This is a genomic window from Candidatus Clavichlamydia salmonicola (assembly GCF_015356765.1).
Lineage (GTDB): Bacteria > Chlamydiota > Chlamydiia > Chlamydiales > Chlamydiaceae > Clavichlamydia > Clavichlamydia salmonicola.
Window position 1 is genome coordinate 134,607 of record NZ_WTCQ01000002.1, and the last position, 21,936, is coordinate 156,542.

At 32.4% G+C, this 21,936-nt stretch carries 14 protein-coding genes; 12 read left to right on the forward strand and 2 right to left on the reverse strand.

Annotated features, from left to right (window positions below):
• Positions 1 to 32: 32 nt before the first annotated feature.
• The 10 genes from CLAVI_RS02585 (at position 33) to CLAVI_RS02630 (ending at position 11,932) form a co-directional block, all read left to right on the forward strand.
• Positions 33 to 1,121, forward strand: coding sequence for a hypothetical protein (locus CLAVI_RS02585; RefSeq protein WP_194844036.1), 1,089 nt, complete (start codon positions 33 to 35; stop codon positions 1,119 to 1,121).
• Positions 1,122 to 1,200: 79 nt separating this feature from the next.
• Positions 1,201 to 2,376: a hypothetical protein gene (locus CLAVI_RS02590; protein WP_194844037.1), complete on the forward strand. Its 1,176-nt coding sequence runs from the start codon at positions 1,201 to 1,203 to the stop codon at positions 2,374 to 2,376.
• A 17-nt stretch (positions 2,377 to 2,393) separates the two neighbouring features.
• The gene (locus tag CLAVI_RS02595; protein WP_194844038.1) at positions 2,394 to 3,575 is read left to right on the forward strand and encodes a hypothetical protein; all 1,182 of its coding nucleotides are present in this window, start codon (positions 2,394 to 2,396) and stop codon (positions 3,573 to 3,575) included.
• Between the two features lie 624 nt (positions 3,576 to 4,199).
• Complete coding sequence (locus CLAVI_RS02600) at positions 4,200 to 4,403, forward strand: hypothetical protein (RefSeq protein WP_194844039.1); 204 nt, start codon at positions 4,200 to 4,202, stop codon at positions 4,401 to 4,403.
• On the forward strand, positions 4,390 to 5,571 hold the full coding sequence (locus CLAVI_RS02605) for a hypothetical protein (protein ID WP_194844040.1): 1,182 nt from the start codon (positions 4,390 to 4,392) through the stop codon (positions 5,569 to 5,571). Before CLAVI_RS02600 ends, CLAVI_RS02605 begins: the two co-directional genes overlap by 14 nt.
• A gap of 53 nt (positions 5,572 to 5,624) precedes the next feature.
• Entirely contained in the window at positions 5,625 to 6,758 is a 1,134-nt protein-coding gene (locus tag CLAVI_RS02610; RefSeq protein WP_194844041.1) for a hypothetical protein, read from the forward strand.
• A gap of 90 nt (positions 6,759 to 6,848) precedes the next feature.
• Positions 6,849 to 7,994, forward strand: coding sequence for a hypothetical protein (locus CLAVI_RS02615; RefSeq protein ID WP_194844042.1), 1,146 nt, complete (start codon positions 6,849 to 6,851; stop codon positions 7,992 to 7,994).
• A gap of 96 nt (positions 7,995 to 8,090) precedes the next feature.
• Positions 8,091 to 9,218, forward strand: coding sequence for a hypothetical protein (locus tag CLAVI_RS02620; RefSeq protein ID WP_194844043.1), 1,128 nt, complete (start codon positions 8,091 to 8,093; stop codon positions 9,216 to 9,218).
• Between the two features lie 95 nt (positions 9,219 to 9,313).
• The gene (locus CLAVI_RS02625; RefSeq protein WP_194844044.1) at positions 9,314 to 10,567 is read left to right on the forward strand and encodes a hypothetical protein; all 1,254 of its coding nucleotides are present in this window, start codon (positions 9,314 to 9,316) and stop codon (positions 10,565 to 10,567) included.
• A gap of 102 nt (positions 10,568 to 10,669) precedes the next feature.
• Entirely contained in the window at positions 10,670 to 11,932 is a 1,263-nt protein-coding gene (locus CLAVI_RS02630; protein ID WP_194844045.1) for a hypothetical protein, read from the forward strand.
• 26 nt (positions 11,933 to 11,958) lie between these two features.
• Here the strand turns inward: CLAVI_RS02630 and CLAVI_RS02635 are convergent, their stop codons facing one another.
• Entirely contained in the window at positions 11,959 to 14,193 is a 2,235-nt protein-coding gene (locus CLAVI_RS02635) for an ankyrin repeat domain-containing protein (protein ID WP_194844046.1), read from the reverse strand.
• Positions 14,194 to 14,453: 260 nt separating this feature from the next.
• Positions 14,454 to 15,512 (reverse strand): hypothetical protein, encoded by a 1,059-nt coding sequence (locus CLAVI_RS02640; protein WP_194844047.1) that lies wholly within the window; start codon positions 15,510 to 15,512, stop codon positions 14,454 to 14,456.
• 206 nt (positions 15,513 to 15,718) lie between these two features.
• Between CLAVI_RS02640 and CLAVI_RS02645 the strand changes: the two genes are divergently transcribed.
• Positions 15,719 to 18,667, forward strand: coding sequence for a hypothetical protein (locus CLAVI_RS02645; RefSeq protein ID WP_194844048.1), 2,949 nt, complete (start codon positions 15,719 to 15,721; stop codon positions 18,665 to 18,667).
• Positions 18,668 to 18,827: 160 nt separating this feature from the next.
• The gene (locus tag CLAVI_RS02650) at positions 18,828 to 21,929 is read left to right on the forward strand and encodes an OTU domain-containing protein (protein ID WP_194844049.1); all 3,102 of its coding nucleotides are present in this window, start codon (positions 18,828 to 18,830) and stop codon (positions 21,927 to 21,929) included.
• The last annotated feature ends 7 nt before the right edge of the window (positions 21,930 to 21,936 follow it).

Below are 21,936 nucleotides of genomic sequence, written 5' to 3' on the forward strand. Positions count from 1 at the left end.
AAAATTCTTTTTTTTTATTATTATTTTTTATTTTGATATATATTAATACTTTACTAAGCCACATTGGCTTACAGGCGCCTTCTTCACCTAGCGAAGTCGTTCAAAATATTATCAATAACAGTAGAAAAATTTTTAAATTAAGTATTCGTCTGATATTAGGAAGCACTGGCATCTACACAGGAGCTCAATGCTTATCCCTGAGTCCTTCCTTAATCACAAATGCTCCTTTTACCCTTGTATCTCACTGCATACCTGCTGTCATCGTTTCTACATGTATGTATAGCGACATGCTATGCGGATTATTTAGTACACATGGATTTTTTCTATGTAATTCTAACAGCAATCCTACCTGTACAAAAGTATTATGCCTTTTACTAAAAAATATTCTTGTACTGATATTAAGCATTACTGGACTAAGTGTTAACGCCATATGCATTCATAAAAAAATTGCCTTTTCTCTCGATAAGAATTGCTCCAGTACCAGCTTTTTAACATTATTAACAGGCATTCTCTATAGTATTTTTTATCTAAAAACATACCTATACCTCATAGCACCAATTAAACCATTACCTATATTTGAAGATATAGAAATGACAGCTATAACAACACTTTCAGAAACCAACGCCACCCCTGAAGAAAACCTTCTTCAGTTAATTTTTGAAGTGGATCTATTACTTAATGAAATCTTAGAAAAAGCTATTGAAGAGAATGATTCAGAAAGAGCTGAAATTACAATGCTTTTAGAGCTTGCCTTAAATATCATACAAACAATTATTGAAACACTGAATAAAAATTCTCAATTAATTAATGACAATTGGCAACAGACTTTTTTTTCTTTAATAGTTACATTAAAATCGATATCCATTCCTTTGTCTGCACAACATATGAGTATTTTTTTCCCAATGTTAGACACGCTTCATAAACTTGAAGAGCATATTATTTGTACCCATAATATTGATCTTGTTAAAATAAGACTTATAGGACTTCAACATATTCAACTTTTTTGCCCTCCCCCTGATTATAGTGATGATCAAGCTTTAAGCTCTTCCACAATCCCAATTCCTAAATCTAAAGTAAAATTAATACTGGAAACACCCCCTCCATACTCTATAGTTCAATAAAATTATGTTAATTTATGTTAATTTATGTTAATTTATTTATATTATTTTCATGCTACAAATCAATCATTTATTAAGCTATGTGGGACTTAAAGCACCCACATCAGTTCAGGAAGCTATCCATAACACTCGCCATAACACCTCTTTACTATTAAAAATTACTGCTATTGCTGTTATAGGCATCACTGGAATAGCTACTAGCCTTATATGTAATAACTGCATGTTATGTTATTCATCTGACTCCTCTGACTTTAATGAAAAGAGCAGCTCTACAATAGCTCATCCATCTTCAGTTTACTTATACTGTCTGCCTGGGTTACTCAGCTCATTCACTATGTACGTAGGAATACTAAAATTATTAAAAAATAATTATAAGATGTCAACACGTACTCATCAAAGCAGTCACATCTTAAAAAAATCATCCTGGATAACAGGAAAAAATATTACTCTTATACTGTTTACTTTATTTGGACTTAGCTCGAATCTATTTTGCATGTTAGCACAAATTAATCTTTCTGGCTCTAAACAGTCCCAAAGCATAGGATGCAAAGTAACTGAAATGTTTGGGATTATTGCTGGTTGTGGATACTGTCTCCATGCTTTACAGATATTTTTATTTTCTATGCTTACCCCTTCATATCCACAATCTCCCTTGTATATAGAAATGCTACCTGTTACATCTTTAATAAACTCTGCTCCCACCACACAAAGTCACTTAAAAGTATTATATCTACTTTGTCAGATAGACATATCTATCACTCAGCTTTTAACTTCTTCTATAAATCAACTTTCGAATAATGCAGCAGACTTGTCTTTATTACAAATAGCTCAAACCAATATAAAAGAGCTATCTGAAGCTTTTCAACTTAGCTCCTATAATCTTTCTTTTATTCAAGAGATCGCCTTCATGCAAAATATCTTACTTAAAGTTACTTTGCCCCTCTCTCACTCAAATAATCTTATTCAATTAGCAAAAATTTTAGGGCATGCACATTCACTAACAAGTAAACTTGTTTCTCTTGGTGCGCTAGAATCTTCTTTAACTACAAATATTGCTCTTCCTTCTCTACAGGCTCTATGTCCTCCTCCTGTTTACAGCTTAGAAGAAGAGCCCTTACTTAGAGATTGTTCTCATAACATTATAACAACTTCCTTTCTCCTTGAATCTCCTCCTTTATATTCATTACCAACATCAAATGGATTCTCTGAAGAAACCCCTCAAAATGAACAACACTCTTCCATCCCCAACCATTACTAAGAATTAAGTAAATTATCATGATTAATATTAACAACATATTGAACTATGTAGGACTCCGTGCCCCTACTTCGCCATCAGAAGCTTTTAATAACATGAAAAATAATTCTATAAAATTACTCAAAATCACTACCTCTGCAATCTTAGGAATCTCAAGCATCTTTGCTGGATTTTCATGTCATGAATGTCCCTTATGCATACCCATAAACCCTTCTACTCAATCCTCATCTTCCCATAATCTCTTAAAAAATATTCTTGTTGAAAATAATCACCATTCACAAATAAACATTCGTTGTATTCCAACGATTATCTCCAATACAATAATCAGTGGCAGCATTGGGTATACGCTTCTCGTACATGAAAGGACCTTATGCACTAAGGCTTTGATAAATAAAAAGAAATTAGCCTTCACCTTTTCCATAATAAAAACTGTAATGTTAACGTGTCTTATTATGGCTGAATTATATTCTATATTAGAATGTATGGTTGATATACAAAAAACAACTCTAAAAAATGATATTATATGCTCTAAAACAACCTTAATGAGCACCCTGTTAGGAACAGGATATTGTTCTTATGCTTTAATAGAATTGCTCTTACTCCTACTTCCTTCTAATCTGCCACCTCTTCCAGAATCTATTGAAATGACCCTCTTAACTCCATTAAGATCAGAAACAGATCATCCCCTACAATCCACAACAACACAATTATTAGATTTACTTGGAAGAGTCGATCAAATTTTTGTTCATCTCTTAGACCAGATTTTAGATGATTCTTCTGTTACAGAAGAAAATATTGAATTAATGTTAAATAAAGCTTTGTACTTATTTCAAAAAATAAAGCCTCTTTTAATTCAAAAATTAGGCAGCCATGGACAATCTTATACCTTGGAAATCAATGAATTATCCCTTATTTCACAAAATATAACATCTCCATCTCAACCAGAACATAATATTACTTCTATATCCATCATCCTAGCAAGACTACACGCCTTAATTAGAAATCTTGTTTCTCTTTGTCCAATAGCAGCACCAGCAGAGATTCAACTAGCATTACCTTCATTTCAAGCTCTTTGCCCTCCTCCTGAATATTCAGAAGAAAACATGCCTGAAATTAATACTTCTGCTACATCGCACCCTCTATATTTAGCCTCTCCTCCATCATATGAAGAATATTCGCCAACAGTTGCAACATCATCCTGAATTATTAATAATAATAAAAAACCTATCTCAAAATTAAGCTCCAGGCCTTGTTATTCTTCCTACTAATCTACCACCCTTCATAGAATCTATTGAAAATACCCTCTTAAATCCCTTAAGGACAGACGACCACCATGCCTACACCGCCATCTCAATACAATTATTAGATTTATTCAGAAGCATGGCTCTCATTTTTTCTCATCTCTTAGACCCAATCTTAAATAATTCTTCTTTTATAGAAAAAATGTTGAAGGGATCTTAAACGCAGTCCTTTATTTTCTTCAAAAAATATACTATCTCCATTGCGCGAGCCATGACTTTTTTTTCGAAGTCTTTGCCCACCTACTGAATATACAAAAGAAAATACTAGTTCAATGACTACTTCAACCATGCTTACATTAGACCTCTACACTTAGCTTCCCCAACATGATATAAAGGACATTTGCTAAAAGCTATAACATCATTCTGTATTATTAATAATTGTAAATAAATCTATTACAAAGCTATAATTTTAAAATAATTTTTTTTTGTATTGATTAATCCATACTTCTCTCATGTTTCAAATCAATTATATTAATCTATGTAGGCTTAAGAGCCTCTATATCTTCTAAAAAAGCTCCTCACAACATGGAAACCCATTTTAAAAAACTACTAAAAATAGCAAGCAATACTCGCATAAAGAGCGCTGACATCTGCTTTTTTTTATTAAACGCCCTTAAAAGAACCAGTAACAGCATACATGGATTTTCTGTAGAAAGTCCTCAAAGCCAACTAATCTCTTTAAAATCGTCTATTACTAAAACTTCAGTAAATTATTATGATTCATATTAACAATATATTGAGCTACGCAGGACTACGCGCCCCCACTTCTACAACAGAAGCTATTAAGAATCTGAAAAATAATTCTCGAACATTATTAAAAATAACCAGCTCTGCAATCTTAGGCATCTCAGGCATCTGCGCTGGGCTTTTATGTTATGACTGTCCACTCTGCCAAAGAATCTCCAATTCTAACGACTCATTAGATTTTAATAATTTATCTACACATATTTTTAAAAATAATAATTATCACTTACCAAACAACACTCGTAGCCTTGCAACGATTACTGTCAATGTCATAATGAATAGTAACATTATTTATTTACTTTTCAGTCATGTATACCACTCATGTTTTTATGCTTTAACAAGTACTAGTAAATTATCTGCAACTTATGGGATACTAAAAACTTGCGTTCTATTTGCTCTGATTATGACTGAATTTTATTCTATATTAGAATGCATCCTTAACATGCAACAAAACACTTTTCCAAATGCCATCATATGCTCGACAGCAAGCCTCATGAACACTGTTTTAGGAATAGGGTATTGTATTTATGCGTTAAAAAAATTAACACTACTCATCCTTCCTGCTAATCTACCACATATCCCAGAATCTATTGAAATGACTCTCTTAAATCCCTTAAGCATAGAAGGCAGCCATCCCCTACAACCCCTTACAACACAATTATTAGATTTATTTGGCCGAGTAGATCAAATTTTTTCTCAACTCTTAAACCAAGCTTTAAATGATGATGCTGTCCTAGAAAACGATGTTAAATTAATGTTAGACGCAGCTCTTTATTTAATTAAAAAAATACATTCTATTTTTCTTAAAGAATTAGCTAGTTATGGACAATTTTATATTTTGGAAATTAATGAATTATCTCTTATTTTAAAGAACATAACACCTCCATTGCACAAAGAAGGAAATATCATTGCTATATCTTCCCTCTTAGCAAGATTACATACCTTAATTAGAGGTCTTGTTGCCCTTCATCCAATAGCAGTACCAACAGAGATTCAATTAGCATTACCTTCGTTCCAAGCTCTTTGTCCTCCTCCTGAATATTCAGAAGAAAACATGCCTGAAATTAATACTTCTGCTACATCGCACCCTCTATATTTAGCCTCTCCTCCATCATATGAAGAATATTCTCTACGAGCTACAAGATCTTTCTAAGTTCTTAACAACAGAAAAAGTCATTTTAATTTAATTAATTCATCATTTTTATCATGCTACAAATCAATCATATATTAAGTTATGCAGGGTTAAGGGCCCCCTCTTCGCCTAGAGAAGCTTTGCGCAACATAAAACAAAATACTTTAAAATTTATAGAAATTGCTAGCGCTTTAATTATAGGCAGCTTAGCCCTTTATTCAGATACATTATGCAATGACTGTCTTCTTTGTTTCCCAGAATCTAATAATGCTTTATCCCCTTCTTTACTATCTCTCAGCAACAAATGCGCACATGGAATAGCCATGTCTAGCATAATATGTACAGTAATTGTGTATAAATTAAACCCTAACTCTTTCTTTTCATGTTGTAAATACACGCATAGAAAAAATTGTTGGCGTCTCACTAAATCAATCTTTCTTTTAAGTGTAGTTATTATAAATTCTTCGCTGACTATAGCATGTATAATTGAAAGCAAAAGCACCACAATAGGAAAACCTATGGCATGCTCTCTTACTGGTCTTATGTCAGCTTTACTTGGAAGTGGGTATATCTTATTTTCTTTTAACGAATTGTTCTTCCTTCTATTTTCTACTAACCTACCAGCTCTTCCAGAACCTATTGAAATGACCCTCATAACTCCCTTAAGAACGGAAATAGACCATCCCCTACAACCAACTACAACACAATTATTAGATCTACTAGGACGAGTCGACCAAATTTTTTCTCATCTCCTAGACAAGGCCTTAAATGATGATACTATTATAGACGAAGATGTTGAATTAATGTTAAATAAAGCTCTGTACTTACTTCAAAAAATAAACTCTATTTTTCTTATAAGATTAGCTAACTATGAAGAATGTTTTCTCTTAAAAATCAATGAATTATATCTCATTTCAAAAAATATAATAACTCCAATTCAACTAGAACACAATATTACTGCTATATCCACCATCCTAGGAAAAATACACACCTTAATTAGAGATCTTGTTGCTCTTCATCCAATAGCATTACCAAGAGAAATTCGACTCGCATTACCTTCCTTTCAAGCTCTTTGCCCTCCTCCTGAATATACAGAAGAAAACACTACTACAATAAATATTTCAATCATACCTACATCCCACCCTCTATATTTAGCCTCCCCACCATCATATGAAGAACATTATGAAACAGCTGTCACATCTTTCTGAGGTATTAATAATTGTAAGGAAATCTCTTCCACAGTTATGATCCATGAAATACTATGTATATTTTACCTTAGTTAATTCATAATTTTTCTCATGCTGCAAATAAATCATATATTAAATTATGTAGGGTTAAGCACTCCCTCTTCACTTAGAGAAGCTGTTCACAATATAAAACAAAATACTGCAAAACTTATAGAAATTACTGTCGCTATAATTGTGGGAACGCTTGGCATATATGCAGATAGGTTATGCAATCATTGTCTTCTTTGTTTACCTAAATCTGCTAAAAATTCATCCATTTCTTATAACGATCACAGAACAAAATGCGTACCTGGAATAGGCATTTCTACTACAGTATGTATGCTAATTGTATACACATTAAACCAGAATTCTTGCTTTTCATTATTGAAACACGCACGCAGAAAAAATTTCAAAAAAACTTGTTACGCTTTCTCTAAATCAATCTTTCTTGTAACTATAGTTACTATAAATTCTTCAATAGCCATAGCTTGTCTTGGTCAAAACAAACTCCCCACAGACATAAGCACTACAGCTTGCTCTCTTACTGGTCTTATGTCAGCTTTATTTGGAAGTGGGCTTATCTTATTTTTTTGTAATGACTTGTTATCTGTTCTACTTCCTATAAATTTACCAGTTTTTCAAGAACCTATTGAAATGACCCTCTTAAATCCATTAGAAGAAGAAATAGACCATCCCCTCCAACCTATTACAACAGAATTATTAGATTTACTTGGACAAGTAGATCAAATTTTTTCTCATCTCTTAGACCATGCCATCGAACATTTTCCTATGATAGAAGATGATGTTCAGTCAATGTTAAATAAAGCTCTGCTCTTACTTCAAAAAATAGATTCTATTTTTCTTAGAAAATTATCTCATTATGGGCCATCTTTTCTATTGGCAATCAATGAATTATTTCTTATTTTAAAAAATATAATAGGTCCACTTCAACTAGAACACAATATTACTTCTATATCCACCATCCTAGGAAAACTGCACACCTTAATTAGAGATCTTGTTGCTCTTCATCCAATAGAAGTGCCAACAGAGATTCGACTCGCATTACCTTCATTTCAAGCTCTTTGCCCTCCTCCTGAATATACAGAAGAACAGACTAGCTCAATGAATACTTCAACCGTACTTACATTGCCTTCACTGCACTTAGTCTCTCCACCATCATATGAAGAACATTCTGAAACAGCCACAACATCTTTCTAAGTTATTAATAATTGTAATAAAACATCTTACAAAGATATGATTTACAAAAAATCTATATTAATATTTTTTTTAAATTATTTAATCCATAATTCTCTCATGTTACAAATCAATCGTATATTAAATTATATAGGGTTAAGAGCCCCTTCCTCACCTAGAGAAGCTTTAAAAAATATTCAAAAAAATATCGGCAAAATTATAGCAATTACTAGCACTATAGCTTTGGGCATAGTTGGCATTTTTGCAAATAAGTTATGTAATCATTTAACTAAATCTACTACTACTCCTCCTTCTGTAAATCTCAGTACTGACTGCATAATTGGAATAGCTTCTTATAACGCTGTATGCTGTATAATTGTGAATGGATTAGGCATTTCCTCTTTCACCCTAGCGCTTAAACCAACATTTAGAAAAAATTTGAAAAAAACTTATTGGAACTTGACTAAAGGAGTCTTTTTTCTCAGTATAGTTGTTATTAATGCTTCAATAACAACAACTTGTATCATTCAAACCTTCTTCGAAATATACTTAAACACTACCGCATGCTCTCTTACTAGTCCTATGGCAGCTTTAACCGGAAGTAGCCTTATATTATTTACCTGTAATGACTTGTTATCTATTCTACTTCCTATAAATCTACCAGCTCTTCCAGAACCTATTGAAATTACCCTCTTAACTCCATTAGAAGAAGAAATAGACCATCCCCAACAACCTGTTACAACAGAATTATTAGATTTACTTGGACAAGTAGATCAAATTTTTTCTCATCTCTTAAACCATGCCATCGATGATTCTATTATGATAGAAGAAGATGTTCAGTTAATATTAAATAAGGCTCTTCTCTTATTTCAAAAAATAGACTCTATTTTTCTTAGAAAATTAGCTCACTATGGACAATATTTTCTATTAGAAATCAATGAATTATCTGTTATGTCAAAGAGTATAATATTTCCACTTCAACTAGAACACAATATTATTTCCATATCCACCATCCTAGGAAAACTACACACCTTAATTAGAAATCTTGTTGCTCTTCATCCAATAACAGTGCCAATAGAGATTAGACTCGCATTACCTTCATTTCAAGCTCTTTGCCCTCCTCCTGAATATACAGAAAAACAGACTAGCTCAATGAATACTTCAACTGTACTTACATTGCCTTCACTATACTTAGCCTCTCCACCATCATATGAAGAAAATTCTGAAATAGCTACAACATCTTTCTAAGTTATTAATAATTGTAATAAAACATCTTAAAAAGATATGATTTTAAAAGAAAACTCTACTAATATTTTTTAAATTATTTAATCCATAATTCTCTCATGTTACAAATCAATCATATATTAAGTTATGTAGGGTTAAGAGCTCCCTCCTCATCCACAGAAGCTTTATACAATATGAAAAAAAATACTTTAAAACTTCTAGGAATTACTGGCGCTATAATTCTAGGTGCAGCAGGCCTTTACTCAGATAAGTTATGCAATCATTGTCTTCTTTGTTTACCTGCATCTCCTAACACCACCACTCCTTCCCATGTAGTTATCAGAAATTGGTGCACAATTGGAATAGCCCCTAGCTCCATAATGACCATAGGAATTATATACATACTCGGATACACTTCTTTCTTTTCATTCTTTAAACAAATAAACAGTAAAAATTATAAAAAAATTTGTTGGGTTGTTACTAAATCAATTTTTCTTTCATCGATTGCTATGGGTTCTTCTTCGATAGCTATGGCTTGTTTATTTAAAGTAAGTTTAGCATCAAACAGCGAAACTAAAGCATGTTCTTTGGTTGGTTTTATATCAACCTTGCTTGGAGGTGGGTATATCTTGTTTGCTTTTAGAGAATTTTTGTTAATCATATTTCCTAAAAACCAACTCATTACCCCTCCAGCTATAGAACTTATCCCCATCATACCTCAAGAAGAAACAGAAATAGAATTAACCCCCCTCAGAAGTCGAAGACTCTATCCAACAACACAAATAATTAATACACTTAGCCAATTAGATTCTCTTGTATCTAGTATCTTAGAAATATCTATGACAAGCACGCCTGATAATGGAGATAGTGAAATTGATCTTCTCCTACAGCAAGCTATACTTAAAATCTCATTCATGGAAAATATTTTAATGCAAAACTCTAATTTATATAGTCCAGAGATTTTTGAAGAATTAGATAATCTAGCATCTCAAATATGTAGAATTAATCGCCCTCTCAGAGGATTCCATAACCACAGTACATTAGCCATAATGTTATCCTTAGCACACACTCTAACTAGACGCTTTGTTGCTTTGCATGCAATCGAGGTTCCTGCAAACATTCTGCTATCACTACCTCAATTCCAATCTCTGTGTCCTCCTCCCAAATATGCACTAATGACAACTTCTCCTAATCACCTATCAAGAGGTCTTACCTCAGCCCCATTAAACCTAGAAGCACCTCCTGCATATGCTGAATACCCTGTACCTCAACTTTCTTCGCCAGAAACTACACCTATTCATTCTCGCACACCATCAACAAGCGATGATGATGAAGAAATGCTTAGAATATTTATGCGAGAAAGTAGCGTATAAATATTCAATCTTTAATATGCTATAAATTAATTAATGTTATAAAAAACCATATTAGAAAATAAAAATAAATTTATTTTAAACTCATCAATCCATACCTATATCATGCTACAAATCAATCATATATTAAATTCTGTTGGATTAAGAGCTCCCTCATCACCTACAGAAGCTTTAAACAATATGAAAAAAAATACTTTAAAAATTCTAGGAATTACTGGCTCTATAATTCTAGGCGTAACAGGCCTGTGCGCAGATAAGTTATGTAATCATTGTCTTCTTTGTTTACCTGAACTTCCTCGCTCTTCATCCACTGATGATCATCAAGGCAACCTAATTAGATGCATACCTGGGATAGCCACTTCCACCCTAATGAGCATTGGCATTGTGTATAAATTAAGCATTACCTTTTGCTTTTCATTATTTAAAGGCGGTCCTAGAAGCAGCTACAAAAAAATTTGTGTGAGTTTTACTCAATCACTATTTCTTTCATCTACAGTTTTGATTAATGCCTTAATGATTATAGCTTGTCTTATTGAAAACAAGTCAAAAAAAGAACAAAACACTACAGCATGCTCTCTTATTGGCCTTACATCAGCTTTACTTGGAGCTGGCTATACCTTGTTCGCTGTAAAAGACTTGTTATTCATTTTATTATCTAATGACCTCCCAATACCCCCTCAAGCTATAGAACTTATCCCCATAATACCTCAAGAAGAAACAGAAATAGAATTAAACTCCCTCAGAAGTCAAAGACTCTATCCATCAACACAAATAATTAATATGCTCAGCCAACTAGATTCTCTCGTAGCTAGTATCTTAGAAATGTCTATGACAAGCGCGCCCGATGATATACATGCTGAAGATCTTGAAATTGGTGTTCTCCTGCAGCAAGCTATAGTTAGAATCTCATGCTTAGAAAATATTTTAATGCAAAGCTCTAATCTATATAGTCCAGAGATTTGTGAAGAGTTGAGTAATCTAACATCTCAAATATATGAAATTAGTCACCCTCTCAGGGGATTCCATAACCAAAGTACATTAGCCATAATATTATCTTCAGTACACACCCTAACTAGATACTTTGTTGCTTTGCATGCAATAGAAGTTCCTGCAAACATTTCGCTATCATTACCTCAATTCCAATCTCTGTGTCCTCCTCCTGAATATGAACTAATGACAATTTCTTCTAATCATCTATCAAGAAACCTTACCTCAGCACCATTAAGCCTAGAAGCACCTCCTGCATATGCTGAATACCCTTTACCCCAACTGTCTTCGCCAGAAACTACACCTATTCATGTTCACCCACCATCAACAAGCAGTGATGAGGAAATGCTTAGAATATTTATGCAAGAAAGCAGAGTGTAAATATTTAATTTTTAATCTTCTATAGATTAATTATTAGATAACCCTGTATGACAAGTATAGTACCCTACATTAACTGTCCAAATATTAATTTGCTCTTCTATTTCATTATGACCAAACCTTTTAGCATGCACTAAAGGAGTATCACCTAAATAGTCAATATCCTGAACAGAAAATCCTAGCCTGTACAACTTTCTTAACATTTCTAGATGACCACATTGTGCGGCTATATGCATCAAAGATTCACCATAAGCAGAAGAAATATTTAAGAAAGTTTTATTTGGAATATTAAGAATCTGTTGCATTGCAGGAGAACAAATAAAATCTAATATAGTTAAATGATTTTTTTTAACAATATAATGATAAACACTTTCTTGTCTTGGTCCTTGAGCAATTAATACTTCTGCACCAGCATGAACTAATAGTTTACATTTTTCTAAATCCTGATCCATTATCGCATAAAATAACTGGGTATGCAAATGCACATCCAATAAATCAACAACATCACTAAATAATAAATCTTGATAAATTATTGCCAATAAATCATCTGTTTTTTTTGAGCGAATTAATGGCACAAGTTTTTGATATTCTCGCAATTGTAATAGATCTTCATTTTCAATAAACAATTCAGATAACATGCCATCTACAGCATCTTTTCCATAATGATTTTGATGATTTATCAAAAGCTGGTAATTCTCTACTTTTGATTCTACTAACGCATAAAAAGCTGCTGTCATGCCAACTTGATCCCTTAGAAAAATATTCGCTCCTTGATTAAGCAAGAGATTAATTAGGTCTTGATCACCATAAATTGCAGCATAAAACAATGGCGTCCTTCCATAATCATTTCGCTGCCCTAATAAAGCTGGGGATAGTATTAAAAGATTTTTTACATATTCATCAGCTTTACCCAATAAAAGAGACATATGCAATTCATTGTCTGCAATTTTCTCCATCCTTTCGCCTTTTTGTGGAGATAAAATCTTTTTAAGAGAGGATTTTGGGGAACATAAATCATATGCAGAGCGAAACAGTGAATCCCATACACTCTGATTAGCATTATATTGCAACAATGTTGTTACTGACTTAATTTGATTTTCTGCTGCAGCAGCCATTAAAGGCGTCACACCTAATTGAGTTTGCGCATTAACATTAATGCCCATGTCAATAAACCAAATAATGAAATCAATCCATCCATTTTTACTAGCTAAGTGTAAAAGGGTCTCTCCACTATCATGCACAAATGATACTGCCATAACTTTTTGATCAGCTGTCATTTCATTCCAGCACTCTTTTGCTAAATTAACATCTTTCCTTTGTAAAAATATTTGAACAAAAGGCGTTACCCACCTAATATCTTGAGCTACAATGGATATTCCAAGCCTGATCAACAACTTACTGATCTCTATATCATGCAAGTCTATAGCTTGATGTAATATATTTCTTTTTAATGCGTCTCTAATACTATGATCAGCTCCACGACTAATCAATTCTTTAATAATTTGATTATCACCCTTCTCTACAGCATAATGTAGCAAAGAATATCTAGATGATGGATGCTGCCAATTAATATTGGCTCCATTATCTAATAAAAATTGAATAGCTGATATATTACCAAATCCTATGGCATACCACATAGGAGTTAAGCCATGAATATTTTCTTGATCAGGAGATGTAAGACCCTGGAAATCCCTTTTAAACACATCTAAAGATGTTGTCTTCATTACTGCTAAGCAAAATTTATGCAGCTGTTCTTCAGGGGAAAGAATTACTAAAGGAATAGCTGGTGTTTTTTCAAATTTCACCAAAATATGAGGTAAAAATTTGGCCATAAATTGCTGGCCTTTATCTGCATTATATAGCTGCTTTAAAACTTGCTCATCAGCAGTATTCAGCTTGCTTAATGTAGCATTGAGCAATACTTGATTGTTTTTATCCTTTCGAATAATTTTTTTATTAACCCCACTAGAGAGAATAAATTTTTCTACTTCTAAAGCAAGAATTGCCTCCTCTTTTGTGCGCCTCTTACAGGATAGAGTATATAAGCAACTATAAATCAAAATGGAAACTAAAGAAAAAAAGACCGCCCCTATTAATATCTCCCCTAATAGAGTACCTCTTAAAAGTACAGAACTAATCAAAAATAATCCCAACATAACAACTGAAATTATTAAGCTAAGCATCAAATATCTTTGTGTATTACGAGATGATAAACAACTATGGAAGCTTTTTGAAGTATTTTTTATACTAGATGTGCTTAACATTTTTTATTGTCTCCATAGTTTCTAACCTATTTTTTATCCATCTGCATCAATTACAAAAATAAATATATATTTATTTCTTAATAAATATTTAATGTTATACAGACAAAGTATATCTGATTAAACTTATTATCCCTAAATTAATTTAATTGTGTTTTTCATCTCTTCTTTTTATCTATAAAATCAAATCTTCCTTATCATTTGGTTTTCTATTTTTACTATGCTCCTTCTTCTCAATTATCGAATCGTATTGATACCTGACCTTATTTACTTCTTTTAGAGCGCTTCTTTTTTTTCTCTACAACAACACCATTCTTAACTTCTAGATGAATACGCCTCCTCTTATCTACCTCTCTTAATCGAGATCTTTGAGAAATAGTTCCTAATCTTTCTGGATCAACTGAATCACCATGCTCATCCTGTTCAATCACTTCTGAAATTTTTGTATCCTCCAATTGAATAAATGAAATTCTAGAACTCTGTTCTGGCACTAATGGGGCTGATTCTAGTGGAAAATTAGGACGTATGCATAAGTACAATCCTGCGCTAAGACAGACTACAGCAGTCATTAAATCAAGAGAAGAAATAACAACGCAATTATTTATGATGCAAGCAGGAGGAACTACTGTTTCATTTCCATAAAAGACTGTGTTTGTAAAGTTATTACCAGAACACTCTGTAAATGAGGAATTTACCTGATTACTCATGCCATGCAATGGAATGTCACAATAAGTTCGAACCTGACACAAAGCGCACAATATCCCCATCACCAAAGAAGTAACACCATATAACACTGCACCACTTCCAATACATCCTCTGGTATAACGACGCACTAATCGAGTACAACATTGTGGTAAAGTCCATACTCCTTCATGAAATCGAACTCTTCTTACCATCAAACCATTGGAAATGCCATCTACTTCATCTCCTTGATTAGCTCTTGTAACAACCTTTATAATTCTTCTCCTTATTAGCCAACTTCTTAAAAGACGACCCAAGGCAACACCACCAGCCATAACAGAAACTACTCCCATCCCCATGCCATAGCCTGCAGATGCTTGACAAGAATGCGTAGAAGCTACAGTTGCAACAGTCTGTTGATTATTTTTCTGCAGATGAAAAGGATTAATAACAAAACAGGTGATCGCGCAAGCAAACCCTAAAAGACCCAATAACATTAAAATCGCTGTTATCAATTCTTTTTGGCATTCATTTAATCCATCAAAACGTCTAAGGCTAGAAGGAGGTCTTCTAGAAGCCTCTCTGTCTATAGGAGGGGGAGGAGGAGGAGTCCCTTGCTCCATTGAAATTGTAGTGCTCATAAGGTTTGCTGCAATAGGTGATGGTCAATAAAATGTGCAACCAATCTACAAATTTCACTGTTTTAAAAATATATTTTTTTCTTACGTTAGTAATATTTTTTTTTAATCGTGCTATTAAAAATATTTATATATATTTTTAAAACTATTCTATAGTTTAATAAAACTATGAATAAATTTTTTTTATGCTTAATATATTTAAAATAATTATGCCAGAATCAATTCAACCATATCCCCCTCGACCTGCCGCCCATCCTTGTTCTTCTCAAAAATGTGCTAATTCATTTTTTCATACTTTATGGAATGTAAAGATAAGTTCTACAGCAGCTCGAATTATGTATGCTATTGGAGCTATATTTTTTCATGTAATCACCTTAGGGATTCCCATACTGATTCATTATCTTGATAAACATGATATCCTATTGAATTGCAATTCCAAAATTTCCTGTCTTAACAAATTCTCCCCTCCTACGCCATCAACTCAAATAATTAATGATCACAGCAGTTCACCTCAATCATTTAGCAACATAAAAAAATTCTTAAAACACTCCCCCTCTATACATGAGACAGAAGAAACAACTAACTTTGAATCTCTTCTACCCACCCCAAAAAAACCTATATCTCATCAGCTTTTTCAAAAATCTTTATCAGATATGGCAAAATTATACGAAAGCAACCAAGCCCCTAAACACACATACTCTTTCTTCTGCAAAAGAAATAAAAGCCTTAATAATTTTACTATTAACCCTTATTTTACCTGCTCTTATCCTCATTCTTTAACCTACTTTGCTTTAACAACATTACCTGGATTTTCAGACAATCTAAATAATAACATCAGCGTTAATCTTGCTATGAAAATAGCTCAGAAACAAATTTCTTTACTTAATGAACACTTTTTTATTTGCACAGTAAAGAAAAATGATGAGAAAGATTTTTTCCGCGCTTTTATCATCTCTTGGATCATCTCTCTTGCTCAAAAAGTTGCTTTAGGAAAAATACACGCCTTTGACAATGAAATCCAAAAAATTATTGCTCATGAAGCTTTTATGCAATCCCACCCTAAAGCAACTAAGGTAAGCCTGGCAGTCGTAAACCTTCTACAAGAGCTAAAGTTAATGAAAGGTATAAAAACTGTAATGAACTTTCTTGCCTTTTATAAGCCTAATATGGAATTACTTGTAGATTATTTCCAAACCTTAATCAATTTTCTTCACACAGAAATGCTTACAAATAATGAACTTATAGAAGCTACCATGGAAAGCTCCCCTTCTCTAATCTATAGTCTATGGTCTCGATTAGAAAAAGAATTTGCAGCTACATCATTAACTATCCCTTTATTCAAAGAAATCAAACAAGGCTCTCATTTTCAAAATCTTGAAAATAATCCATTAATTCGTAAAAATTTTATTCTTCTTCTTTTAGAACAACCAGCTCGATGGAAAATTGAGCCTTACTTTCTTTCTTTTTTAAATCAAATTATTAAAAAAATAAATCCCTTACTTCCTGGACACATTGACTTAAGTCACCAAACTGCTTTTAATATTATTCAAAAAAATCCATCCTTACTAAAAGCATTTAATCAAGAACTTCAAGCTTTTCATAAAAATAAATCTGATCCTGGCTTTATGTTTTGTTTTTTGAAAAGCTATCTTCCACTGCTAACATCAAAAGTAGATCAAAAAATTTTCTCTGCGTTTATCTCTGAATATGAATTAACAGGCTTAAATCCATTTATAAATAACTTATCCTTAAAAGAATTTAACTCTCTCTGTCCTCAAAATGCTAATCTCCAAAATTTTATTTTATCTTTAGATGAAACCTCTTTTTTACAATCTGTATATGAAAATTTTTTAAAATCCCATGCTGCGTACCATCATATTAATCCTGCATTCACCAAATTTTTTGTTACTCATTCTAAAAATTTAGAAGATATGATTCTTTCAGCATATCAAAGAAATATTATTTCTAAAGAAGTACTTACTCTTTATAAACAGCCGCCACAAATCCACAGCGAAGATATCAAAGATCATCATACTGCAATGCAGTTTGATAAATTTTGTGAACATCCTTTCGTGCAAACTCTCTCTGCCTCACAACAATTATTGTTTTTCTTAAAAAATCATGAAGAATTTTTAAATCAACATCCACTGATCCAAGATTGGTATCATTTAGCCTCAAGATTACATGCATTTGCTTCCATCACCTCTTCAGACTTAATAAAGCCTAATCAAATAGAAATTGCTCATCTTTTGAGTATTATGACCCAAATGACACCTTTTTCAATTAAAAAAATACAAGCAATCGATAATTTAAAAAAAACCAGTAAACAAGCTCAAATCTTCCATGCTCTTTTTCTAAATCTAGAATCTACCTGTTCATCACCACCTTTATACTCTTTCTTTGTTCAACATCAAAAAAAAATAATAGCCATTTTAAAAAAATATCCTTGTGATCCAATGATTTATGCTCAGGCTCAATATTACTTAAATGCAAACCCTGAATATCGACAAATTGTATCTACTTTTGTAAATGAGCACTCTAATAAAGTTCTAAAAATTTTTAACTTAGATACTCCTTCTCAAATATTAATGTCTGGCGAACAACAAATCTTTCTTCTTCTTCTTACTGATCCATACCTTCTTGAAAACACCTCTCAAATAGACCCAAATAACCCTTTGGTCTTATTTATGGATAATTATTATCCTATCTATATCAAAGCTTTGGAAGAAGTATCTTGGAGTAACCAAACTATTCATCAAGAAATGAATTTAGTAAACCAGCGCATTTCAAAATTATTCACTCTTCTTCTAGAGCTCTCTCCTATACAAGAAAGAGTAAAGAAATTTTTAGATGCTCATCTCAACAATCAACGCTGCCTATCTATGATAAAACAAGCACTTTACTCAGAAGATCTTAGAGACATAACATCTTGTATAACAACACTAAATTCCTACTTCACTCCTTTTGCCCTTTGTGAAGCAACTTGGAGTCTAGATGTTCCAGCAACTCCTTCTTTATTACAAAAAACAAAAATTTGTAATGGTTTTATACAAAATTCTTTTGCAACTCCCAAATTAAACGATGGCATTCATGTTCTCCATGAGTACACTGGCAATCATAACTACTACAGCTTAATACCTAGGGGCTTATCGGAATAAGCATTCATTATTTTTTTATAAAATCATGTTAAATCTTATATTATGAAAATTTAAATTAATGCTTCTAACAACTAATATTAATTTTCACCCAAGATATTATTATTATTTAAATAATAATTTCTTATAATAAAATGATTAACCCATCTTAAATACATATAATATGACCTCACCATTATTTAATCTTAAAGAACCATATCCAACCTTAGTGCCCAGTAAAACTTCCTGTTCTTCCCCATTATTTCATTCTATTTGGAACAAGAGAATTACCTCTACAACTGGCCGCATACTTTATGCTGCAGGAAGTACTATATTTCATATATTAACCCTTGGTATTCCTTTACTTATTCACTCTGTACTGAAGCATCAATTATGTGCTTGCTATATTTCCAAACAATCCCCTTCTCAAACTATCTCTAAAACACCAATTAGACAGCCCATGCAAAACATAGAATCTTCATCTTTCATTTTTGATATTCCCTCTGCTGATTCTCCATTAACTATAAACCCTAGATCTTCATTATCAGAAAATTTTGAAGAAGATGTTTCAACGAAAAATTCAGACTCACAATCCACTAATTCATTACATAAAACTCCATCTCCAAATAGACCCTCAATTGCTTTAAGCCTTATTGCACGACAAGCTCGTATTTCTCCTAAAGAATTCTCTTCTGACATCATAAACATGCTTACATTATATGAAAAAAAGATAGCTCCTTCTGCTTCTTATCCTCTGCTTTCTGAAATGAGAAATAATCAAATTACTTCCTTTATCAATAGTTATTTCTCTGGATCTTACCCATATACAGTAAAACATTTTGCTGAAAGCGATCTAAAAGGATTAATGATCCCCCTATCATTAGACGCTGACATGACCCAAAATAAAAATGTCCGTGCACAAATCGTTCAAAAACAAATAGAAATTTTAGATAAGGATTTTTTGATTTGTCAAGTACTGGGAGATGGCATGTGCTTCTTCCGCGCATTCACTATCTCATGGCTTAACTTTTTAGCAAAAAAAGTGTCCTTAGGAGAAGAAAATGCCTTTGTGGATGCTTCTAATCTTATCTTAAAACATCAAAATTTTATTACATTAAATCCTTCTATAGAAAAATTAAGCCAAGAAGTGGCTTACCTGCTTTTGGAAGCCGGAACTCTTGGCGGTCCTCAAGCTATTATGGATGCTATTGTTCTTCACAAACCCTCTATGGATAAATTAATAGCTTACTTCAGACTTTTATCTACATTTCTGCATACAGAACACTTAGATTCAGAAAGTTTATTATCAGATCTTGTATCTTGTGATACTGATTTTTTAGCTCGTATTTGGAGCAAACTTCAAGCAAATCCAATTACTCGATCATTACTTATCGATGAATTTGATGGACTTCAAACAACTTCAAATTTTGAAAGCTCTATAGAAATGGAAGATTTCTTAATGACAGTATGTCACACTCCATCAATCTGGTTTATGGATTCTGTCATTACTGATTTATTAAATACTATCCTTAACAGTGCAAATGCCATTTCAGTATCAGCAAATGGACAAGATAAGCACAAAGATGTTATGGAGATGATGAAACAGTACCCTGTATTACAACAATCTTTTGATTTATTCTCTGTTAACATGCAAAACAATAATACGTTTTCCCAAGGGTTACTTTACTGCTTTTTACAAACACATCAATATTTATTTTCTACTACATCTGATCAAGCCAAATGCTCTGCATTTATGACATTTTATCAAAAAAAATGCCTAAAACCTATCATCAGAACCATACCTCAACAAAATATACATCCAGCAAACGCATTAGCCATTAATGCCCTCTCTCTCAAACCCTTGCTAGAAAAACACAACACTCTTGAACTTATTTATAAAAATATTCAGTTAAATTCTGATCTTTATAATTTCTTTACAGGCCCTTTTAAAAGCTTTTTTACAACACATGCTAATCATTTAGAAAGCCTTATCGAAGGGGCTTTTCAAATGAAAGAATTATCTGCAGAACAATATCAAAAATACACGCATCCACCTCTTCCAAATCTAAAAAATCTGCAAAAAGGTAATACTTTTTTAGATTTAGAATTTTCTCAATTTCAAGCGCTACCCTTACATAAAGATTTAAATATCAGGCAACAATTATTTATATTTTTAAGAAGAAATAGTCATTTTCTATCAATCTCTAAACCACTAATGGAATGGTATACATTAGCCTTAGGATTAAATCAATATGCAGAAAGAAACACTACTGACTTTTTAGTCTCTCCAAATAAAGTAACTAACAATCTTCTAAATGTAATAAATCAAATGGCTCCATTTTCTAATACTTTACTAGATAAAGTGAGTGCACTACCTAATATAAAAAAACAAAGTCAGCTTCTATTTAATGCAATGCAAACACGATTAGAAACAACATTGTCTGCAGCAGATTTCTCTGGATATTCTTTAAGCTCATACTTTAAAAATCAACAACGATTATTAAATAAAAAATTACTAGAAATATGTAATGCAGTAAATTGGAATCCACAATGTTACCTAGATGCTTTTAATTTCCTTAAAGATGATGCAATTGGATTTCATAGATGGTCTCGTCATCACTCTCAACACTCTGAAGAAGTAGATCAACTGATCTCTGCACGTGAAGGTCTATCTGCATTTATCCCAGAAGAACAACAGTTGTTTTTCTTTTGTAAATCTAATCCAGACCTTCTTAAAAATTATGAGCAAATAAATCTTGAGAATCCATTATCTATTTTTCTAAAAGCATATCAATCTATATATGAAATGGCTTTAGATAATGCATCCTCACCTGAACATCTTATTCTTTCTCTTCCCATACAGATGGCATTTAATGACGCAAATTCTAACTCCCTATTTATCAGAATTTTAAATGCCCAATCTAATGAGGGTGCTTTTGACTTAGAATTAAATCCTATAAGAAAGACTTTAAATTCTTTCTTCAAAAGACATGTAGATAATTTATTACCTCTTTTTAAGAAAATTATAATACAAGCCATGACTGAATCAGAAGGACAGGGAGAAACCTCCCATGTACAAGCATTACTGAAACATTTTGTTGAATTTTCTGTTTGCCAAGGAACCTGGGAATCGCAATATGATTTCCAACTTTCTCATTTAGATAATTTAGCTAGAACACATGGAGGCTTTATTGGTGGAGGATTTGCGACTCCTAATCCTAAAGGATCTGGTATTCATATTCTAAAAGCCAATAACCATTATTGGAGCCTTATTCCAAAACCATAAAGATAAA